Origin of the sequence: Microbispora sp. NBC_01389 (assembly GCF_045040095.1) — a bacterium.
Taxonomy (GTDB): domain Bacteria; phylum Actinomycetota; class Actinomycetes; order Streptosporangiales; family Streptosporangiaceae; genus Microbispora.
The window spans coordinates 4,636,389-4,651,498 of record NZ_CP109552.1 but is presented as its reverse complement, the minus strand read 5'-3'; the positions used below and the strand labels follow the sequence as shown (position 1 = coordinate 4,651,498).

The following is a 15,110-nucleotide window of genomic DNA, read 5'->3' as shown; positions in this document are numbered from 1 at the left end:
CCTCGGCTCTGATGTGAAGTCATCTTCGCACGCCCAGCCCTCTCGCACTAACGCTGACCAACGTGCGAGTATCGGGCGGAACACGCCGCCGTCCGACGGAGGTCTCCCATGCCAGTGCTGCCCGGTGCGGAGCCGTACCACCACGACGGCGGCGAGATCGGCGTCCTGCTCTGCCACGGGTTCACCGGCTCGCCGCAGTCCCTCCGGCCGTGGGGCGAGCACCTGGCCCGGGCCGGGCTGACCGTCTCGCTGCCGCGCCTGCCCGGCCACGGCACGAGCTGGCGAGAGATGAGCCGCACCCGCTGGGAGGACTGGTACGCCGAGCTGGGCAAGGCGTTCGCCGACCTGCGCGGCCGGTGCTCGGAGGTGTTCGTGGCGGGGCTGTCCCTCGGCGGCTGCATGGCGCTGCGCCTGGCCGAGGTCCACGGCGACGCCGTACGCGGGGTCGTGGTGGTCAACCCCTCCGTGGTCAGCGACGCGCCGTTGCTGCGGTTCGCCCCGGCGCTGAAGTTCGTGGTGCCCTCGGTCCCCGGCGTGGCGGGCGACATCAAGAAGGAGGGCATGGCGGAGCTCGGCTACGCGCGCACACCGGTGCGTGCCGCGGCCACGCTCCCCCAGCTGTGGAAGCTGGTCCAGCGGGACATCGGCGAGGTGACGCAGCCGCTGCTGGTGTTCCACAGCAGGGACGACCACGTGGTGAAGCCGGCGAGCGTGGCGTTCCTCCGGGCGAGGCTGGGGGACAATCTGGAGGTCAGGGAGCTGACGGACAGCTATCACGTCGCCACCCTGGACAACGACGCGCCCGCGATCTTCGAGGGGAGCCTGGAGTTCATCCGCTCCCACGCCTCGGTACCCTTGACGAAGGACCTGTGACCAGGGATCGACGTGACACCGCAAAGTGACGAGGACGAGGTCTGGCGCCAGATCGTCGCCTCGTTCAACGAAAAGGCCGAGGACGCCTCGGCCGATCAGCCATGGCCCGATCGCGAGAACGTGACCGAGGAGCCCCGCCCCGGCGTCGGCAACGGCGTCGGCAACGGCTCCGGTGACGGCTCCGCCGGCGATGACCGCGACGGCGCCCCGGACGGCGGCGATCCTGACGACGCCGCCGGCGAGGGCCCGGACGAGGCGGACGGCCGGTCGGCCCCCGTCGCGGTGAGCGAGGACGACGACCACTACATCCCGCCGCCCCCGCCGCCGCTCCCCCAGGCGGACGCGATCACGCGGGCGTCGTGGCTCGCGCTGTTCGGCGGCCCCGCCTATCTGCTGCTGGCCGCGCTGCTCGACTGGCCCAGGGACGGGTGGATCGTGTTCGCCGCCGTGGCGGCCTTCATCGCCGGGTTCGTGGTCCTCGTCGTACGGATGGGCGACGGCCCGCCCACCGACTCGGGCTGGGACGACGGCGCGGTCATCTGATCCCCGCACCTGCCGCGCCGGACCCCGCCCGACCGCCCCGCCGGACCGCCCTGCCGGGCTGTGCTCACCGGGTGGGCTCACCGGGCTGTGCTCAGCGGGCGGCGAGGGCGTGCGACGGGCCGAACCGCTCGACGAGGTCGGTGTAGCGCTCCTTGCCGTCCCTGCCGTTCAGCACGTGACCGACGGCCATGGTCAGCCCGCCGACGTGGGTGACCGCCTGCAACCGCACCTTGCGGTTCGCGCCGGACGCCTGGCCGCGCAGCCTGGTCCAGCGCGACCCGTCGTAGCGGAGCAGGAACCCCTCCGCGGCGCGGGCGGGGTCGTAGCCGGAGATCCAGAACACGCCCTCGCCGTCGCCGGTCACGCCGTACAGCTCGGCGTGCCGCTCCGGCGGCTTCGCCCGCTTCCAGCGCCTGCCGTCCCAGTCGAGGACCAGCGGGGAGATCTTCCCGTCCCGGTAGACGCCGCCGATCGCGACCGCCCGCTTGCGGCTCTCCGCGTAGACGTCGCGCAGGAAGCCGCCCTTGATCCGCGGCAGGTCGGCCCGCTTCCATCCGCCGCCGGCCAGGCGCATGGCCAGGGGACCGTCGCCCGAGTCGCCCACCGCCCAGCCGTCCGACCTGCCCGCCAGCGCCACGCCGTACAGGGCTCCGCCGGGCCCCTGACCGGTCTTCCAGACGGCCCCCTTGCCGGCGCCGCCGCTGCTGAGCAGGAACACCTGGCCGTCGCGGCTGCCGACGGCGGCCACCCGGCCGGAGGACGCGGCGATCCCGCCGAGCCAGTCACCCGTACGCAGCCGCGGCACGCTGACCCGGTCGAACCCGTCGGCCGACCCCTTCGCGAGATACGGCAGGCCGTCGTGCCCGTCGCCCACCGCCCAGACCTCCCCCGGGGAGGCGGCGGCGACCGACCGCAGGTGCCCGGCGCCCGTGGCGTCGCCCCTGATCGGCACCTCGCCCCAGGAGGAGCCGTCCCAGTGGGTGATGACTCCCCGGTTGCGCCAGAAGTCCCAGGCTTCCTGCTGGCCCACCGCCCAGACGTCCCTGGCCGAGAGGCCGGCGACGTCGGACAGCGAGGCGTCGGTCCTGAGATGCCCCGTGGGGAGCCCCGGGCCCAGGGCGACCTCGTCTCCCGACGGGGCTCGCTCCGGCCGGGCGGGGGCGGTCCCTGTATGCACGTGCCCTGTCTGCACGTGCCCTGTCTGCACGTGCCCTGTATGCACGTGCCCTGTCTGCACGTGCCCTGTCTGCACGTGCCCTGTCTGCGCGTGCGCGACCGATGTGGCGCACGGGAGGAGGCCGGCCAGCGGACCGGCGGACAGCACACACAACGGCACCGCACGCCGGATGCGGCGTCGGGTCATGGCAACGATCGTACGGGGAACGGGACCCTCTTCGTCGCGCAGGTCGCGGTTCCGGGCTCGGAGCGGCCCCCCGCGCGATGCCCGGACACGACCTCGGCGACGACCGGGCGGTGGTCGCTGGCGGCGGCCAGATCGCCGGGGGGCACGTCCGCCCCGCCGCACGAGAGGACCATCAGGCCCGGCCCCGCGAAGATCGCGTCGATGCGCACCCGGGGGTCGCGGGCCGGGAACGTCGCGCCGCCCCCGCCGCCGCTCTCCGCCATGCCGTCAGCCGTACGGGAACCCCCGGCCTCGGGCGCGGCGGCGAAGCAGTCGGCGTACCGGGCCCCGAGGAGGCGCCAGACCGGGGCGCCGGGGGGCTCGTTGAGGTCGCCCGCCAGCACGGGCGCGGCCCCGAACTCGCGGGCGGCGCCCTCCAGGATCGGCACGATCTCGGCGGCGTGGCTCAGCCGCGCCCCGGCCAGGAGGTCGAGGTGGGCCGAGCACACGGCGTACCTGTCCCGGCCCTTCTCCACGACCGCCACGGCGACCGCGCGCCGTTCGAGACCGGTGAACCACCGCAGGCGCCGCCCCTCCCCCCGCAGCAGCCGTACGGCCGGGGAGGCGAGGACGGCGGTCCCGTTCAGCCGGCCTCCGGCGGCCACGCACAGCCCGGCGGCGCGGGCGAGGGCGGTCAGGGAGACCGGGACGGCGCGGCTGAACACCGGCCGCCCGTGCCGCCGCACCGGCAGGCGCGGCACCTCCTGCAGGCACAGCACGTCCGGCCGGAGGGCCCTGATCACCCGGGCCAGCGCCCTCCGGTCGTCCTTCAGCCCGCGGACGTTGTAGGTCGCGACCCGCAGCACGCTCCCGGACGCGCCCTCCGGCACGTGCTCAGCGGAGCCTGGCGAGGTCACCGGCCCCCACCAGACCGGCGGACGGGCCCATCTCGGCCACCCGGATGTCGGCGAGCGGACGGTGGCCCCGGCCGGTCAGCCGCGCGGCGAACTCGTCGCGGACCCGGCCGGCGAACAGGTCGGCGGCGCCGGAGACGCCTCCGCCGAGGATGAAGCACCCGGGGTCGAGGATCGCGGCCAGGTCCGCGAGGCCCTGCGCGAGCCAGTCGGCGAGCGACCCGAAGGCGTCCAGCGCCGCGCGGTCGCCCAGGCGGGCCGCCTCGGTCACGTGCTCGCCCCGGATGCCCTCGACCGAGCCGCCGAGCCGCAGCAGGTGGGTGGCGGCGGCGGGGTCGGCCGCCGCGTTCGCCTTGGCCTCCGCCAGCAGCGAACTGCCGCTGGCGTACCGCTCCCAGCATCCGTTGTTGCCGCAGCCGCAGGGGCGGCCGCCGGGCACCGTCTGCATGTGGCCGAGCTCCGCGCCCATCCCCCACCGGCCGCGGTAGAGGTCGCCGCCGAGCACGATGCCCCCGCCGATGCCCGTGCCCACGGTCACGCACACGACGTGGCTCTCGCCCCGGCCCGCGCCGAAGCGATACTCGCCCCAGGCCATGGCGTTCGCGTCGTTCTCCACGACGACCGGCAGGCCGACCAGCTCGCCGACCTTCTCGCGCAGCGGCTCCTCCCGCCAGGCCAGGTTGGGGGCGAAGCGGATGATCGACCGGGTCTCGTCGACGAACCCCGCCGCGCCGATGCCCACCGCCTCGACCTCGTGCCGCGCCGCGAGCTCGTTCACCACATCGGCGATCGTGAGCGCCATCTTCTCGGGGTCGCCCGCGGGGCTGTGCCGCAGGCCGCGTTCCAGGATGCCGCCGCTCTCGTCCACGACCCCGAACGCGATTTTGGTGCCGCCGACGTCCACGCCGATGGTCAGCGCCATGCTGTCGTCCTTCCGCCCGATCCGCTACGCCGCGCTGATTGAAGCCGATCGCGCAGGGTTGTGGCAATTCCACCGACGCGTCCCGTTAACAGCCCTGTCACGCCAGATCGATGTGCTCCACCTCGGTCTCGCCGGATCGCCGCTCGCCGTCGGGCCGAGCCGGGGGACGCTGCAGGGCGTCGACCGCCTCCCGGAACGCCGCGAAAAGTTCACCTCCGGCCGCGATCAGGTGGCCGGTGACGTCCCCGCCGGCCTCCCGGCGCGCGGCGATCACCCGGCACACCGGGCAGGCGCGGCAGACGTACTCGTCGTGGTCCTCCGACACGGCCTCGCTCCACACGTCGCCGGACCGGCCCGCGCCGCCGCCGGCGAACGCGGACCCGATGCCGCTCGCGCCGCCGAAGGCGGACCCGATGCCGCTCACGCCGCCCTTCACCAGGCCCTTGCCGAACTCGCGGCCCATCCGCCGCTGCACGGCGTCGAGCAGCTTCATCGCCTCTTCCGCCGCGGACCCGACCGGGTCCTGACGGCGGGCGGTGCTGTCGTTCGAATCCGTCATCTCGCCCCTCCTGCCTCGAACCGTACCCGGAGCCGGCCGTCCCGGAGCGCGGCCGAGGAGATCTCCCGTCTGGCCAGGGCCGCGGGCAGGGCGACGACGCGCCGGTGGGACCCGGCGGTGACGATGAGCTCGTCGCCCTTGCGGGCGAGGTCGAGGTCGTCGCGGTCGGCGAGCGGCAGGCGGAGCGACAGCTCGTCGGCGGAGATCCGCAGCGGGGGCTCCACGTCCGGCCGGGCGAACGGGTCGCGGCCCCGGTAGAGCTCCTCGCCGACCCGCGCGAGCGCCTCGGTGCCGACGGGCTCGCCCGGAAGATAGGGAACGGTCAGGACGGGCAGCGGCGCGAACGACTCGTGTACGCCGGCGAGCTGCCTGGCCTGGGCCTCCACCCACCGGCGCCGCCACTCGTCGGCGTCCTCGGCCGGGAAGACCCGGTTGGCGATCACCGCGTCGACGCGGTAGCCGTACAGGCTGAGGGAGGTGAGCGTGCGGCGGGCCTCGGCGACGACCACGGCCTCGGGGGTGAGGACGAGCCGCACGGACGCGTCGTCGCCGGCGAGCAGCGCCCGCACCTCCAGCAGGCCCCGGTGCAGTCGCTCTCCGGCCGAGATGACCTCGCCCTGGGGCACACTCACCTTCGCGACGTGCCGGATGACCGGCGACAGCGCCCCGAGCAGCCGCCGGCCCGCCGGGAGCAGCCGGTTGACGTGCCAGTCGAGCGCCTCGGGCAGGGCGAGCAGGCGCAGCGTCTCGGCCGTCGGCGCGCAGTCGACGACGATCACGTCCCACCGGCCGGAACGGGCCTGCTCGCGCAGTTCGAGCAGCGCGATGACCTCCTCGGCGCCCGGCAGGACCGTGATCTCCTCGGAGGTGACCTCGTCGAGGCCGAGCTCCGCCAGCACGTCGCGGGCGTAGTCGCGTAACTCGCCCCAGTGCCGCTCCAGCGATCTCTGGGTGTCCACCTGCTGCAGGTGCAGGCCGGGCGCGGCCTCGACCGGGGCGTCCGAGGGCGGCACGCCCAGCGCGTCGGCGAGCGAGTGCGCGGTGTCGGTGGAGACCACCAGCGTCCTCCGCCCGCGACCGGCGGCGAGCGTGGCGGTCGCGGCGGCCACGGTGGTCTTGCCGACCCCGCCCTTCCCCGTGAAGAGGAGGACCCTCATCGGCCCTCGACGCGCCGCTTGAGCCCCTTCAGCGCGGTGTCGACGATGACCTTCTCGGCCTTGCGCCTGATCATTCCGATCATGGGGACCTTCAGGTCCACGGCGAGGTCGTAGGTGACCTCGGTGCCGGCGCCGTTGCCGGTCAGGCGGTAGCTGCCGGTCAGGCCCGAGACCATCCGGCCGGCGTCGACGATCCGCCAACTCACGCCCGCGTCGTCGTCCCAGTCGTAGCCGAGGACGTACTCGTCGCTGATCACACCCGCGTCGAGGACGAAACGGACCCGGGTGGCACGGCCGTCCTCGTCCGTCTCCAGCACCTCCGCCGCCTTCACCTGGCCCGCCCACTGCGGGTACGCGGGAAAGTCGGCGATGACGGCCATGATTGTCGACCGGCCGGCGCCGATCGTGATGCTCGACGAAGTGCGATCAGCCATGTGCCAACGGTACTTCACCACTCCAGGGCGAAAGGCGTGCCACGGCCGCGGAAATGACCGACGTTGACGCACTCCGTACGGCCGACCCGGGCGCGTCCGGCGAGCGGCTGGTGCACGTGGCCGAACAGCGCGAACCGCGGCTGCGTCCTCCTGATCGCCTCCAGGGTGGCCTCGCTCCCCCGTTCGAACCGCCGGGCGACCACGTCGTAGAGCAGTTCGGGGATGGCCGGCGGGATGTGGCAGCACAGCACGTCCACCTCGCCGACGGCCTCGACCTTGCGCGCGAACTCCTCGTCGTCGATCTCGTTCGGCGTGCGGTACCGCGTGCGCAGGCCGCCGCCGACGAACCCGAACCGCAGCCCCCCGATCTCCACGACCTCCCCGTCCAGGACCCGCTGCCCCGGGCGCAGGTGATCGGTCCCCAGGCGCGGCAGGTCCACGTTGCCGTACGTGAGATAGGCCGGCGTCGGCATGGCCGAGAAGATCCGCTCGTACTGGCGGCGGGCCGCCGTCTCGATGTGCTCCCGCGGGTCACCGCCGAGGGCCGCCCACAGCCCGGCCGACATCGCCCGCGCCTCGTCGAAGCGCCCCGCCGTGCGCAGCCCGACGTACTCGGTCGCCTTCTCCGCGCCGAACAGTTCGGGGAAGATGCCCTGCGAGTGGTCGGCGTAGTCCACGAAGAGGAGCAGGTCGCCGAGGCAGACGAGCGCGTCGGCCCCGTCGCCCGCGCGGGCGAGCGCGTCGGCCCGGCCGTGGACGTCGCTGACGACGTGGATTCGCATGACGAGATGATAACGGCGGCTTTACCGAGCACCGCTCGAGTCACGGAAAGGTGTCCGGCCCGCCGCGCGGGGGAAGGTGTCAGAGACCCTGATAGCGTCGTTTTCGATCCCGATGACGCTCTGGACGACGCTTCGGATAACGCCTGGGTGACGGATCTACCCCTGTGTAACTTCGGACGGTAGCGTCCAGTGAGACCCGAAGAGTGATGGTCCGCACGCGGTCCCGGCGCTGCCGTTGGAGGCCGCGGGGCCGTGCGCGAAGGAGTGACCGTGCGCGAGTTCAGCGTTCCCGTGCTGGTGGACGTGCCTCCGTCCGCGAACTGCACCGACGTGGTGTTCCGGCGCGGCGTGGACGAGCCGGACGCCGTCGTGGTCCGCCGCAAGGACGACGGGGCGGCGGCGGACGCGCCGTGGACGCCGGTGACCGCCGCGCAGTTCAGGAACCAGGTCGCGGCCGTCGCGAAGGGCCTGATCGCCGCCGGGATCGAGCCCGGCGACCGCGTCGCGCTGATGTCGCGCACCCGGTACGAGTGGACGGTCGCCGACTACGCGATCTGGGCGGCCGGCGCGGTCGGGGTGCCCGTCTACGAGACCTCCTCCGCCGACCAGGTGAAGTGGATCCTGACCGACAGCGGGGCGAAGGCCGCGATCGTGGAGACGGCCGCGCACGAGGAGACCGTACGCGAGGCCGTGCCCGGGCTGCCGTCGCTGTGGCGGATCGACGGCGGCGGGTTCGCCGAGCTGGAGCGGCTCGGGGCCGAGGTGGGCGACGGCACGCTGGCCGAGCGCAGGGCGAGCCGGGGCGGCCGCGACCTCGCCACGATCATCTACACCTCCGGCACGACCGGCATGCCCAAGGGCTGCCGGCTCACCCACGACAACCTGCTCTTCACCGCGCGCAACGTCGCGCAGGGGCCGCTGGAGGCGCTGTTCGAGGTGCGGGGACGGGCGGCCCTGCTGTTCCTGCCGCTGGCGCACAGCTTCGCCCGGCTGATCGAGATCGTGCTGATCGAGACCCACACCGTGCTCGCGCACAGCCCGAACATGAAGAACGTCGCCCCCGACCTGAGGGAGTTCAAGCCGACGTTCCTGCTCGGCGTGCCCCGGGTGTTCGAGAAGGTCTACAACGCCGCCGAGCAGAAGGCCACCGACGAGGGCAAGGGCAGGATCTTCCACGCCGCCGTACGGGCCGCCGTGGAGTGGAGCAGGGCGGAGAGCTCCGGCGGGGCCGGTCTCGGCGTGCGGCTGAAGCACGCGGTCTTCGACCGGCTCGTGTACGGCAAGCTGCGGGCGGCGACGGGCGGCGCCCTGACGGCGGCGGTCTCCGGCGGGTCGGCCCTCGGCGAGCGGCTCGGCCACTTCTTCCGCGGCGTGGGCATCGAGGTGTTCGAGGGCTGGGGGCTCACCGAGACCAGCGCGCCCTCGACGGTCAACATCCCGGGCGCCAACAAGGTCGGCACGGTCGGCAAGCCGTTCCCCGGGGTGAGCATCCGCATCGCCGACGACGGCGAGGTCCTGGTGAAGGGCCGCCACGTCTTCGACGGCTACTGGAACAACGAGCGGGCCACCAAGGAGGCCGTCGACCCCGAGGGCTGGTTCCACACCGGGGACATCGGCGGCCTCGACGACGACGGCTACCTGCGCATCACCGGGCGCAAGAAGGAGATCCTGGTCACCGCGGGCGGCAAGAACGTGGCGCCCGCGCCGCTGGAGGACGCCATCCGGGCGCACCGCCTCGTCAGCCAGGTCATGGTGGTCGGCGACGACAAGCCGTTCATCGGGGCGCTGGTGACGCTCGACCCCGAGGCCCTGGAGCAGTGGAAGCAGGCCAACGGGAAGAGCGAGGTCGGGGCGACGGACCCGGAGATCCTCGCCGAGGTGCAGCAGGCCGTGGACGGCGCCAACCGGCTGGTCTCCAAGGCCGAGCAGATCAAGAAGTTCGTGATCCTCGAAACCGACCTCACCGAGGAGAGCGGCCACCTGACCCCCTCGCTGAAGGTCAAGCGCAACCTCGTCATGCGCGACTTCGCCAAGCAGATCGACGAGCTCTACGCCCACTGAGCCCAACCATTGGTCCTTCGTTAGGTGTCGCTCCCGCTGTGCCGTTGCGGCCCGTGTTGGGATTCATGCGTGCCCCCCGGCCCGCCGCCCGACATCGACCGCACCGGCGGGGTCGCGCCCTCAACCCGTACAAGGCCTGCGACTCCACTGCGATCTCCGACGCGAGGAGTCCCCTGTTCCGGCACACCCGGCACCTCCAGTTCGAGGCCAAGCCCGAAAGGCCCGACCCGGTGTACGCGCGCAAGCTCCAGGAACTGATCGGGGGCGCGTTCGGCGAGATGACGGTCACGATGCAGTATCTGTTCCAGGGCTGGAACTGCCGGATGCCCGGCAAGTACAAGGACCTGATCATGGACATCGCGACCGAGGAGATCGGGCACGTCGAGATGCTCGCCACGATGGTCGCGCGCCTGCTGGAGGGCGCGCCCGCGACGGCGGTCACGAAGATGGCCACCATGGACCCGGTGGTCGGCGCGGTGCTGGGCGGGATGGACCCCCAGCAGGCCATCGTGGCCGGCGGCGGCCCGTTGCCCGCCGACAGCAACGGATATCCCTGGAACGGCCGCTACATCGTGGCGAGCGGCAACCTGCTGGCCGACTTCCGGGCCAACGTCGCGGCCGAGGCGCACGGCCGGCTGCAGACCGCCCGGCTCTACCACATGACCGACGACCCCGGCGTCAAGGACATGCTGAAGTTCAACCTCGCCCGCGACACCCTGCACCAGAATCTGTGGCTGAAGGCCATCGAGGAACTCCAGTCGGACGGGCTGGAGGACGTCGTCGTGCCCGACGACCTGTTCGACGAGGAGCACGCCGAGCACGCGGAGACGATCTGGGACCTCTCCGACGGCATCGAGGCGCAGGCGGGCGGCTGGGCGAGCGGGCCGCAGCCCGGCGGCCGCCACCAGTTCGGCTATCTTCTCAACCCCGAACCGCTCGGCGGGCTCGCCCAGGCCCCGCCGCCCGACCCGAAGCTGTACGACACCTACGACGGCAGCATGGGAGAGCCGCAGAGCCCCGCCCTCGGCACCGAGGTCGGCCCCATGGGCAAGCTCAAGGACAAGTTCACCTGACGCCGGGCCCGCTCCCGCCCGGCCTCCGCCTTCCGCCCGTTCCAGCACGCCGCCCGTTCCAGCACGCCGCCGGGACGGGCGGGGCGCCGCCTCCGTCCAGACCTCTCCTCAGCGAGGCTTCTGTCGGGGTCCCTCGCGGGCGTGGCGGGCGGCTTCGTTCCCCGCCTCGCCGGGCCGGACAGCCTGCTGCTGGCGACCGGGATCGTCGGAGCGACCGTCATGCCGCATGTCGTCTACCTGCACAGTGCTCTGACGCAGCACCAGGGGGCTCTCCTGCGGCAACCCGGGGGCATCCCTCAGCACCATGGGCCTCTCACCCGGCAGCCCCGAGCCCTCACTCAGAGCCGAGGCGCCCGGGACCCGCGCCGGGCGGCCCTCCAGGCCAGCCGCGTCGACATCGCCGTCGCGCTCGGCGCGGCGGGGCTGGTGAACATGGCGATGCTCACCGTCGCCGCCGCGACCTTCGACGGAAGCGACCTCGGCGGCCTGGAAGCCGTCCACGCCGGGCTCGGCGAGGTCCTCGGCCCCGGGGCGGCGGTCGCGTTCGCGCTCGCCCTGCTCGCCTCCGGCCTGGCCTCCTCCAGCGTCGGCACGTACGCCGGGCAGGTGATCATGGCGGGCTTCCTGCGCCGCCGCGTGCCGCTCCTGGCGCGCCGCCTGGTCACGATCCTGCCGGCCATGGCGATCCTGGCCGTGGGGATGGACCCTACCCGGGCGCTCGTCCTGAGCCAGGTCGCGCTGTCGTTCGGCATCCCGTTCGCCCTGGTCCCGCTCGTCGTGTTCACCGCCCGCCGCGCTCTGATGGGCGATCTGGTCAACCGCCGGGCGACCACCGCGGCCGGCATCGCCGTCGCCACCGTGATCAGCGCGCTGAACGGGTTCCTGCTGGTGGAGGTCTTCACCGGCTGAGGACCCATCACAGCAGTGCCGCGAACCGGGCCGCGACGCGTTCCCAGCCCCACTCCTCCTCGATCCAGGCCCGGCCCCGCTCGCCCATCGCGCGGGCGCGGGCCGGGTCGGCCAGCAGGTCGCACAGCGCGCCCGCCACTGCCGTGTGCGACCTGCCGTCGACCACCAGGCCGGTCTCGCCGTGCCGTACGGCGTCGGGGGCGCCTCCCGAGGAACCGGCGACCACCGGCAGGCCGGTCGCCGACGCCTCCAGATAGACGATGCCGAGCCCTTCGGCGTCGAGCCCCCCGAACCTGCTGCGGCACGGCATGGCGAACACGTCTCCGGCGTCGTAGTGGGCCGGGAGATCCGCCCACGGGACAGACCCGGTGATCACCACCGATCCGCGCGGCCCCGCCCCGGCGACCGCCCGTTCCAGCGACCGCCGTGAAGGGCCACCGCCGACCAGCAGCAGCACCGCTCCGGGCACCCGCCGCAGGACGAGCGGCCAGGCCCGCAGCAGCACGTCCTGTCCCTTGCGGGGCACCAGCCGGGAGACGCAGACGACCACCGGCCGGTCGCCCAGGCCGAGCGCCGCCCGGACCCGCCCGCCGCCCGCGCCGGGGCGGAAGGCTTCGGTGTCCACGCCCGGAGCGAGCCGTACGAGCCGGGGGGCGGGAATCACCGGGGCGAGCAGTCGGCGCGTGTACTCACCGAGGTAGGTCACGACGTCGGCGCCCGCCCCGATCCGGCGCAGCATGCCGCGGGCGCCGGGCAGCCGTGCCCAGGACGCCTCGTGCCCGTGGGTCAGCATGACGATCCGCGCCGCGCCGGCGGCACGCAGGGCGGGGGCGAGCAGGCCGAGCGGCGCGGCGGCGCCGAAGACGACGGTGGCGCCGTCCTCCACCAGCGCCGCCGCCCTGCCCGCCACCGCACGCGTCGGCAGCATGAGCGTGGAGGGATGACGGACCACCTCGTACGGCTGGCGGGTGTCGAACTCCTCACACCCCTTCCAGCGAGGCGCGTACACGACGACCGAGCCGGGCGGCCTGCGGGAGGCGAGGCCGTGCACGAACGCCTGGATGCCTCCCGGTCTGGGCGGGAAGTCGTTCGTGACGATCAACGTCTTGTTCGCCATCCTCACCCCCGGCATCGGTGCGGCGGACGGCCCACGGCCACGCGGCCCGCCCGGGAACGCATTCTCGCAGGCCCGTCCCGCCTCTCGCCTGCCCCAGGATCAGGACCGCGATCAGGACCGGGATCAGGACCGGGCCAGCTCGGCCCGTACGGAGGACCGCCAGAGGCGGGTCAGCTCGGCGGTGGTCAGCCCGAGGACATCCCGCAGCGCGGCATCGGCGTCCTCACGCAGCGCGGCGCGGTAGAGGGCGACCAGTCTCCGCTCACCGAACCGGGCGGCGATGTAACGGCAGGCCAGCCAGGCCTCCTCGTACGCCTGGGCGGGCCTGGCGGCGAAGTCCGCGGGTTCCGGCAGACGGGCCAACGGCGCGCCGGCCGCTGTGTCAGCCGCGGTGCCGGCCGCTGGACCAGCCCCTGTGCCGGCCTCCGCGCCGACCGCTGTGTCGGCTTCCGCTCCGGCTCCACCGCCGGCTCGCAGGTCCGCGGCGAGTTCGGCGGCGATCGTGTGAACGGGCAGGCCGCTGTCGAGGTAGCCCACATAGTCGGCGAAGCCCTCCAGGAGCCACATCGGCACCGCGCGGGGCCCGGAGGCCGCGACGTGCGTCAGCTCGTGGGTCACGACGACCTGGCGGCCGGCCGCGGACAGGCGGGCGAACGCGGCGGGCTGCACGATCACCCGGTCGCCGGTCGCGACGGCCGCGAGGCCGCCGACCACCGCCGGGGCGGCCAGAAGGGCCGCCTGCTCCTCGGTGCGCGGCACGAGGACCACCGCGCCGCCGTGCTCTCCCCAGACCCGCGTGACCGTGCGGTCGGCGCGGCCCGCCAGCCGGGCGATCTCGGCGACCAGCCGCCGCGGCGCGCCGACGACGACGGCGTGCTCGCCACGGGCGACGGAGGCGCCGGTCCACATGCCGGGCTGCTCGCGCACGGCGGCGCGGGCCCGGGAAAGCAGGGGCGAGAGGGGGTCGGGCGGCGCCGCGGCGGCCGTACCGGCCAGCAGCGCGGCCAGCGCGACGGCCATGGACGCGAACCGGCGGGGGCCGAAGCGACGAGCATGAGCTCCTCGGCGGGGACGCCGCAGATCCGGCCTGTGCCGCGCGTACGGCGCTCCCGCGGTCTCCTGCTTCGCCAGCCTGTGCCACATAGGGGGTCTTACCGGGTCTCCAGAGGCGTTCGAGCCTGCCAGCGACGTCCCGTCCGCGGGACCTGACGCGAGCACGCTACCAGGCGCCCGCCATCGCCGGCCGATCCGTCAGCCGGCCTGTCAGCGTCGGGGAACGCCACGGCTCCGCCCACCCGCGAGGGGAGGACGGAGCCGTGGAGTGATGCCGGCGACGACGGGCCCGGCACCGGGGACCGGGGGACCGATCAGACGCCGGGGCGTACGGCGCCCACGAAGGTCGCCCTGCGGTAGGAGTCGAGCTTGTCGATCCTGACCCGTGTGCCGCTGTGCGGGGCGTGGATCATCCTGCCGTGCCCGACGTACATGCCGACGTGGCCACCGCCGCTGGTGAAGATGAGGTCGCCGGGCTTGAAGTGACCCCAGGACACCTTCTTCCGTACGGCGCTGCGGATGGACCACGTCGTGCGCGGCAGCCGTACGCCGGCCTTGCGCCAGGCGTAGGTGACCAGGCCCGAGCAGTCGAACGCGCCCGGTCCGCTGGCGCCGTAGCGGTAGGGGTCGCCGATCTGCTTCCTCGCGGTCGTGACCGCTCGCTGCGCCTTGGCCAGCTGGAGCGTGGCCTTGCTGAGCTTCTTCCGCTTGGCGACCGCCTTCCTGGTCGCCTTCTTGGTCGCCTTCTTCGCGGCCTTCTTGGCCGCCCCTGTGGTGGCGGACCTCGCGTTCGTCTCCGCGGCCAACTTCGTGACCGTGACCGTCACCGAGTCGGCCGCCGCCGGCTGCGCGCCGGCGATCCCCACGGATGCCGTCAAAGCGGCACCCCCAAGGGCAATTCGGGCAAGACGGGACAGGCTAGCGGGGGTGGTAGACAGGATCTCTCCTTGGATCTTCCGCGTACGCCTACCGGGTTAGCTGACGGGTTCGGGCGGGGAAGTCGCCCTACGGCGCGTGGACGCGCCGATTCACCCCGGACCTTCGCGAAGAAGGTCGATGGTTCCCCGGCTCCGTGCCTCCTGACTGCACGGACTCGGCAGGTCCCCGGCGCCCGGAATATCCCCTGAGGGAGCAAGTAGACGGACGGCGCCGGCGACGGTGGATGACGCGGGCCCGGCCGGCCGGGCCGGGCTCGCCGCGGCGAGGCGTGCTCGCCGCGGCCCAGAAGCTACCCAGATCGGGCGGCTCTCGGCAAAGCCACCCCGGCATATAAAGATCGGATAACGAAGGCGGCACAGGAGAAACCGCAGCTTACCCACGCCACAGCAGGATGAGTGTGACTCTGCTCACACCAGGCATCGCAACGCCCAA

15 protein-coding genes and 1 riboswitch are annotated in these 15,110 nt (G+C 73.5%); of the genes, 5 read left to right on the top strand and 10 right to left on the bottom strand.

Translation table 11 applies throughout. The annotated features are described in order from the left end of the window. Window positions 1-108 precede the first annotated feature (108 nt). Window positions 109-873, top strand: coding sequence for an alpha/beta hydrolase (locus tag OG344_RS21045; RefSeq protein ID WP_405084549.1), 765 nt, complete (start codon window positions 109-111; stop codon window positions 871-873). A 12-nt stretch (window positions 874-885) separates the two neighbouring features. After that, window positions 886-1,416, top strand: coding sequence for a hypothetical protein (locus tag OG344_RS21040; protein ID WP_405084548.1), 531 nt, complete (start codon window positions 886-888; stop codon window positions 1,414-1,416). A gap of 91 nt (window positions 1,417-1,507) precedes the next feature. On the opposite strand, the gene OG344_RS21035 is transcribed toward OG344_RS21040, so the two are convergent. From OG344_RS21035 to OG344_RS21005, 7 genes are all read right to left on the bottom strand, one after another. After that, complete coding sequence (locus OG344_RS21035; RefSeq protein WP_405084547.1) at window positions 1,508-2,779, bottom strand: hypothetical protein; 1,272 nt, start codon at window positions 2,777-2,779, stop codon at window positions 1,508-1,510. Then, window positions 2,776-3,675 (bottom strand): endonuclease/exonuclease/phosphatase family protein, encoded by a 900-nt coding sequence (locus OG344_RS21030; RefSeq protein ID WP_405084546.1) that lies wholly within the window; start codon window positions 3,673-3,675, stop codon window positions 2,776-2,778. Before OG344_RS21030 ends, OG344_RS21035 begins: the two co-directional genes overlap by 4 nt. Then, window positions 3,653-4,594: an ROK family glucokinase gene (locus tag OG344_RS21025; protein ID WP_405084545.1), complete on the bottom strand. Its 942-nt coding sequence runs from the start codon at window positions 4,592-4,594 to the stop codon at window positions 3,653-3,655. The genes OG344_RS21030 and OG344_RS21025 overlap by 23 nt, the downstream gene beginning before the upstream one ends. A gap of 97 nt (window positions 4,595-4,691) precedes the next feature. Continuing rightward, window positions 4,692-5,153, bottom strand: coding sequence for a hypothetical protein (locus tag OG344_RS21020; protein WP_405084544.1), 462 nt, complete (start codon window positions 5,151-5,153; stop codon window positions 4,692-4,694). Continuing rightward, window positions 5,150-6,310, bottom strand: coding sequence for an ArsA family ATPase (locus OG344_RS21015; RefSeq protein WP_405084543.1), 1,161 nt, complete (start codon window positions 6,308-6,310; stop codon window positions 5,150-5,152). Before OG344_RS21015 ends, OG344_RS21020 begins: the two co-directional genes overlap by 4 nt. Next, the gene (locus OG344_RS21010; protein WP_327045017.1) at window positions 6,307-6,744 is read right to left on the bottom strand and encodes an SRPBCC family protein; all 438 of its coding nucleotides are present in this window, start codon (window positions 6,742-6,744) and stop codon (window positions 6,307-6,309) included. The genes OG344_RS21015 and OG344_RS21010 overlap by 4 nt, the downstream gene beginning before the upstream one ends. Window positions 6,745-6,758: 14 nt before the next feature. Beyond that, complete coding sequence (locus OG344_RS21005) at window positions 6,759-7,526, bottom strand: metallophosphoesterase (RefSeq protein ID WP_150932991.1); 768 nt, start codon at window positions 7,524-7,526, stop codon at window positions 6,759-6,761. A 270-nt stretch (window positions 7,527-7,796) separates the two neighbouring features. On the opposite strand from OG344_RS21005, the gene OG344_RS21000 reads away from it, so the two are divergent. The 3 genes from OG344_RS21000 to OG344_RS20990 all read left to right on the top strand — a co-directional run bounded on the left by OG344_RS21000 (window position 7,797) and on the right by OG344_RS20990 (window position 11,569). Further along, window positions 7,797-9,587, top strand: coding sequence for an AMP-dependent synthetase/ligase (locus tag OG344_RS21000; protein WP_405089129.1), 1,791 nt, complete (start codon window positions 7,797-7,799; stop codon window positions 9,585-9,587). Window positions 9,588-9,760: 173 nt separating this feature from the next. Next, entirely contained in the window at window positions 9,761-10,660 is a 900-nt protein-coding gene (locus tag OG344_RS20995) for a manganese catalase family protein (protein ID WP_405089128.1), read from the top strand. Between the two features lie 141 nt (window positions 10,661-10,801). Then, window positions 10,802-11,569 (top strand): Nramp family divalent metal transporter, encoded by a 768-nt coding sequence (locus tag OG344_RS20990; protein ID WP_405084542.1) that lies wholly within the window; start codon window positions 10,802-10,804, stop codon window positions 11,567-11,569. Between the two features lie 7 nt (window positions 11,570-11,576). On the opposite strand, the gene OG344_RS20985 is transcribed toward OG344_RS20990, so the two are convergent. The 3 genes from OG344_RS20985 to OG344_RS20975 all read right to left on the bottom strand — a co-directional run bounded on the left by OG344_RS20985 (window position 11,577) and on the right by OG344_RS20975 (window position 14,617). Next, window positions 11,577-12,686: a glycosyltransferase family 4 protein gene (locus OG344_RS20985; protein ID WP_405084541.1), complete on the bottom strand. Its 1,110-nt coding sequence runs from the start codon at window positions 12,684-12,686 to the stop codon at window positions 11,577-11,579. A 123-nt stretch (window positions 12,687-12,809) separates the two neighbouring features. Beyond that, window positions 12,810-13,706 carry a hypothetical protein gene (locus tag OG344_RS20980; RefSeq protein WP_327045012.1) on the bottom strand — a complete coding sequence of 299 codons (897 nt, stop codon included), beginning with the start codon at window positions 13,704-13,706 and terminating at the stop codon, window positions 12,810-12,812. Window positions 13,707-14,053: 347 nt separating this feature from the next. Further along, window positions 14,054-14,617 (bottom strand): C40 family peptidase, encoded by a 564-nt coding sequence (locus OG344_RS20975; protein ID WP_405084540.1) that lies wholly within the window; start codon window positions 14,615-14,617, stop codon window positions 14,054-14,056. Window positions 14,618-14,687: 70 nt separating this feature from the next. Beyond that, window positions 14,688-14,848: riboswitch (cyclic di-AMP (ydaO/yuaA leader) on the bottom strand. Window positions 14,849-15,110: the final 262 nt, after the last annotated feature.

Coding starts and splice junctions, on each gene's coding strand:
- OG344_RS21045 (WP_405084549.1), top strand. CDS start 109: ATGCCAGTGCTGCCCGGTGCGGAGCCGTACCACCACGACGGCGGCGAG.
- OG344_RS21035 (WP_405084547.1), bottom strand. CDS start 2,779: ATGACCCGACGCCGCATCCGGCGTGCGGTGCCGTTGTGTGTGCTGTCC.
- OG344_RS21025 (WP_405084545.1), bottom strand. CDS start 4,594: ATGGCGCTGACCATCGGCGTGGACGTCGGCGGCACCAAAATCGCGTTC.
- OG344_RS21020 (WP_405084544.1), bottom strand. CDS start 5,153: ATGACGGATTCGAACGACAGCACCGCCCGCCGTCAGGACCCGGTCGGG.
- OG344_RS21015 (WP_405084543.1), bottom strand. CDS start 6,310: ATGAGGGTCCTCCTCTTCACGGGGAAGGGCGGGGTCGGCAAGACCACC.
- OG344_RS21010 (WP_327045017.1), bottom strand. CDS start 6,744: ATGGCTGATCGCACTTCGTCGAGCATCACGATCGGCGCCGGCCGGTCG.
- OG344_RS21005 (WP_150932991.1), bottom strand. CDS start 7,526: ATGCGAATCCACGTCGTCAGCGACGTCCACGGCCGGGCCGACGCGCTC.
- OG344_RS20985 (WP_405084541.1), bottom strand. CDS start 12,686: ATGGCGAACAAGACGTTGATCGTCACGAACGACTTCCCGCCCAGACCG.
- OG344_RS20980 (WP_327045012.1), bottom strand. CDS start 13,706: ATGGCCGTCGCGCTGGCCGCGCTGCTGGCCGGTACGGCCGCCGCGGCG.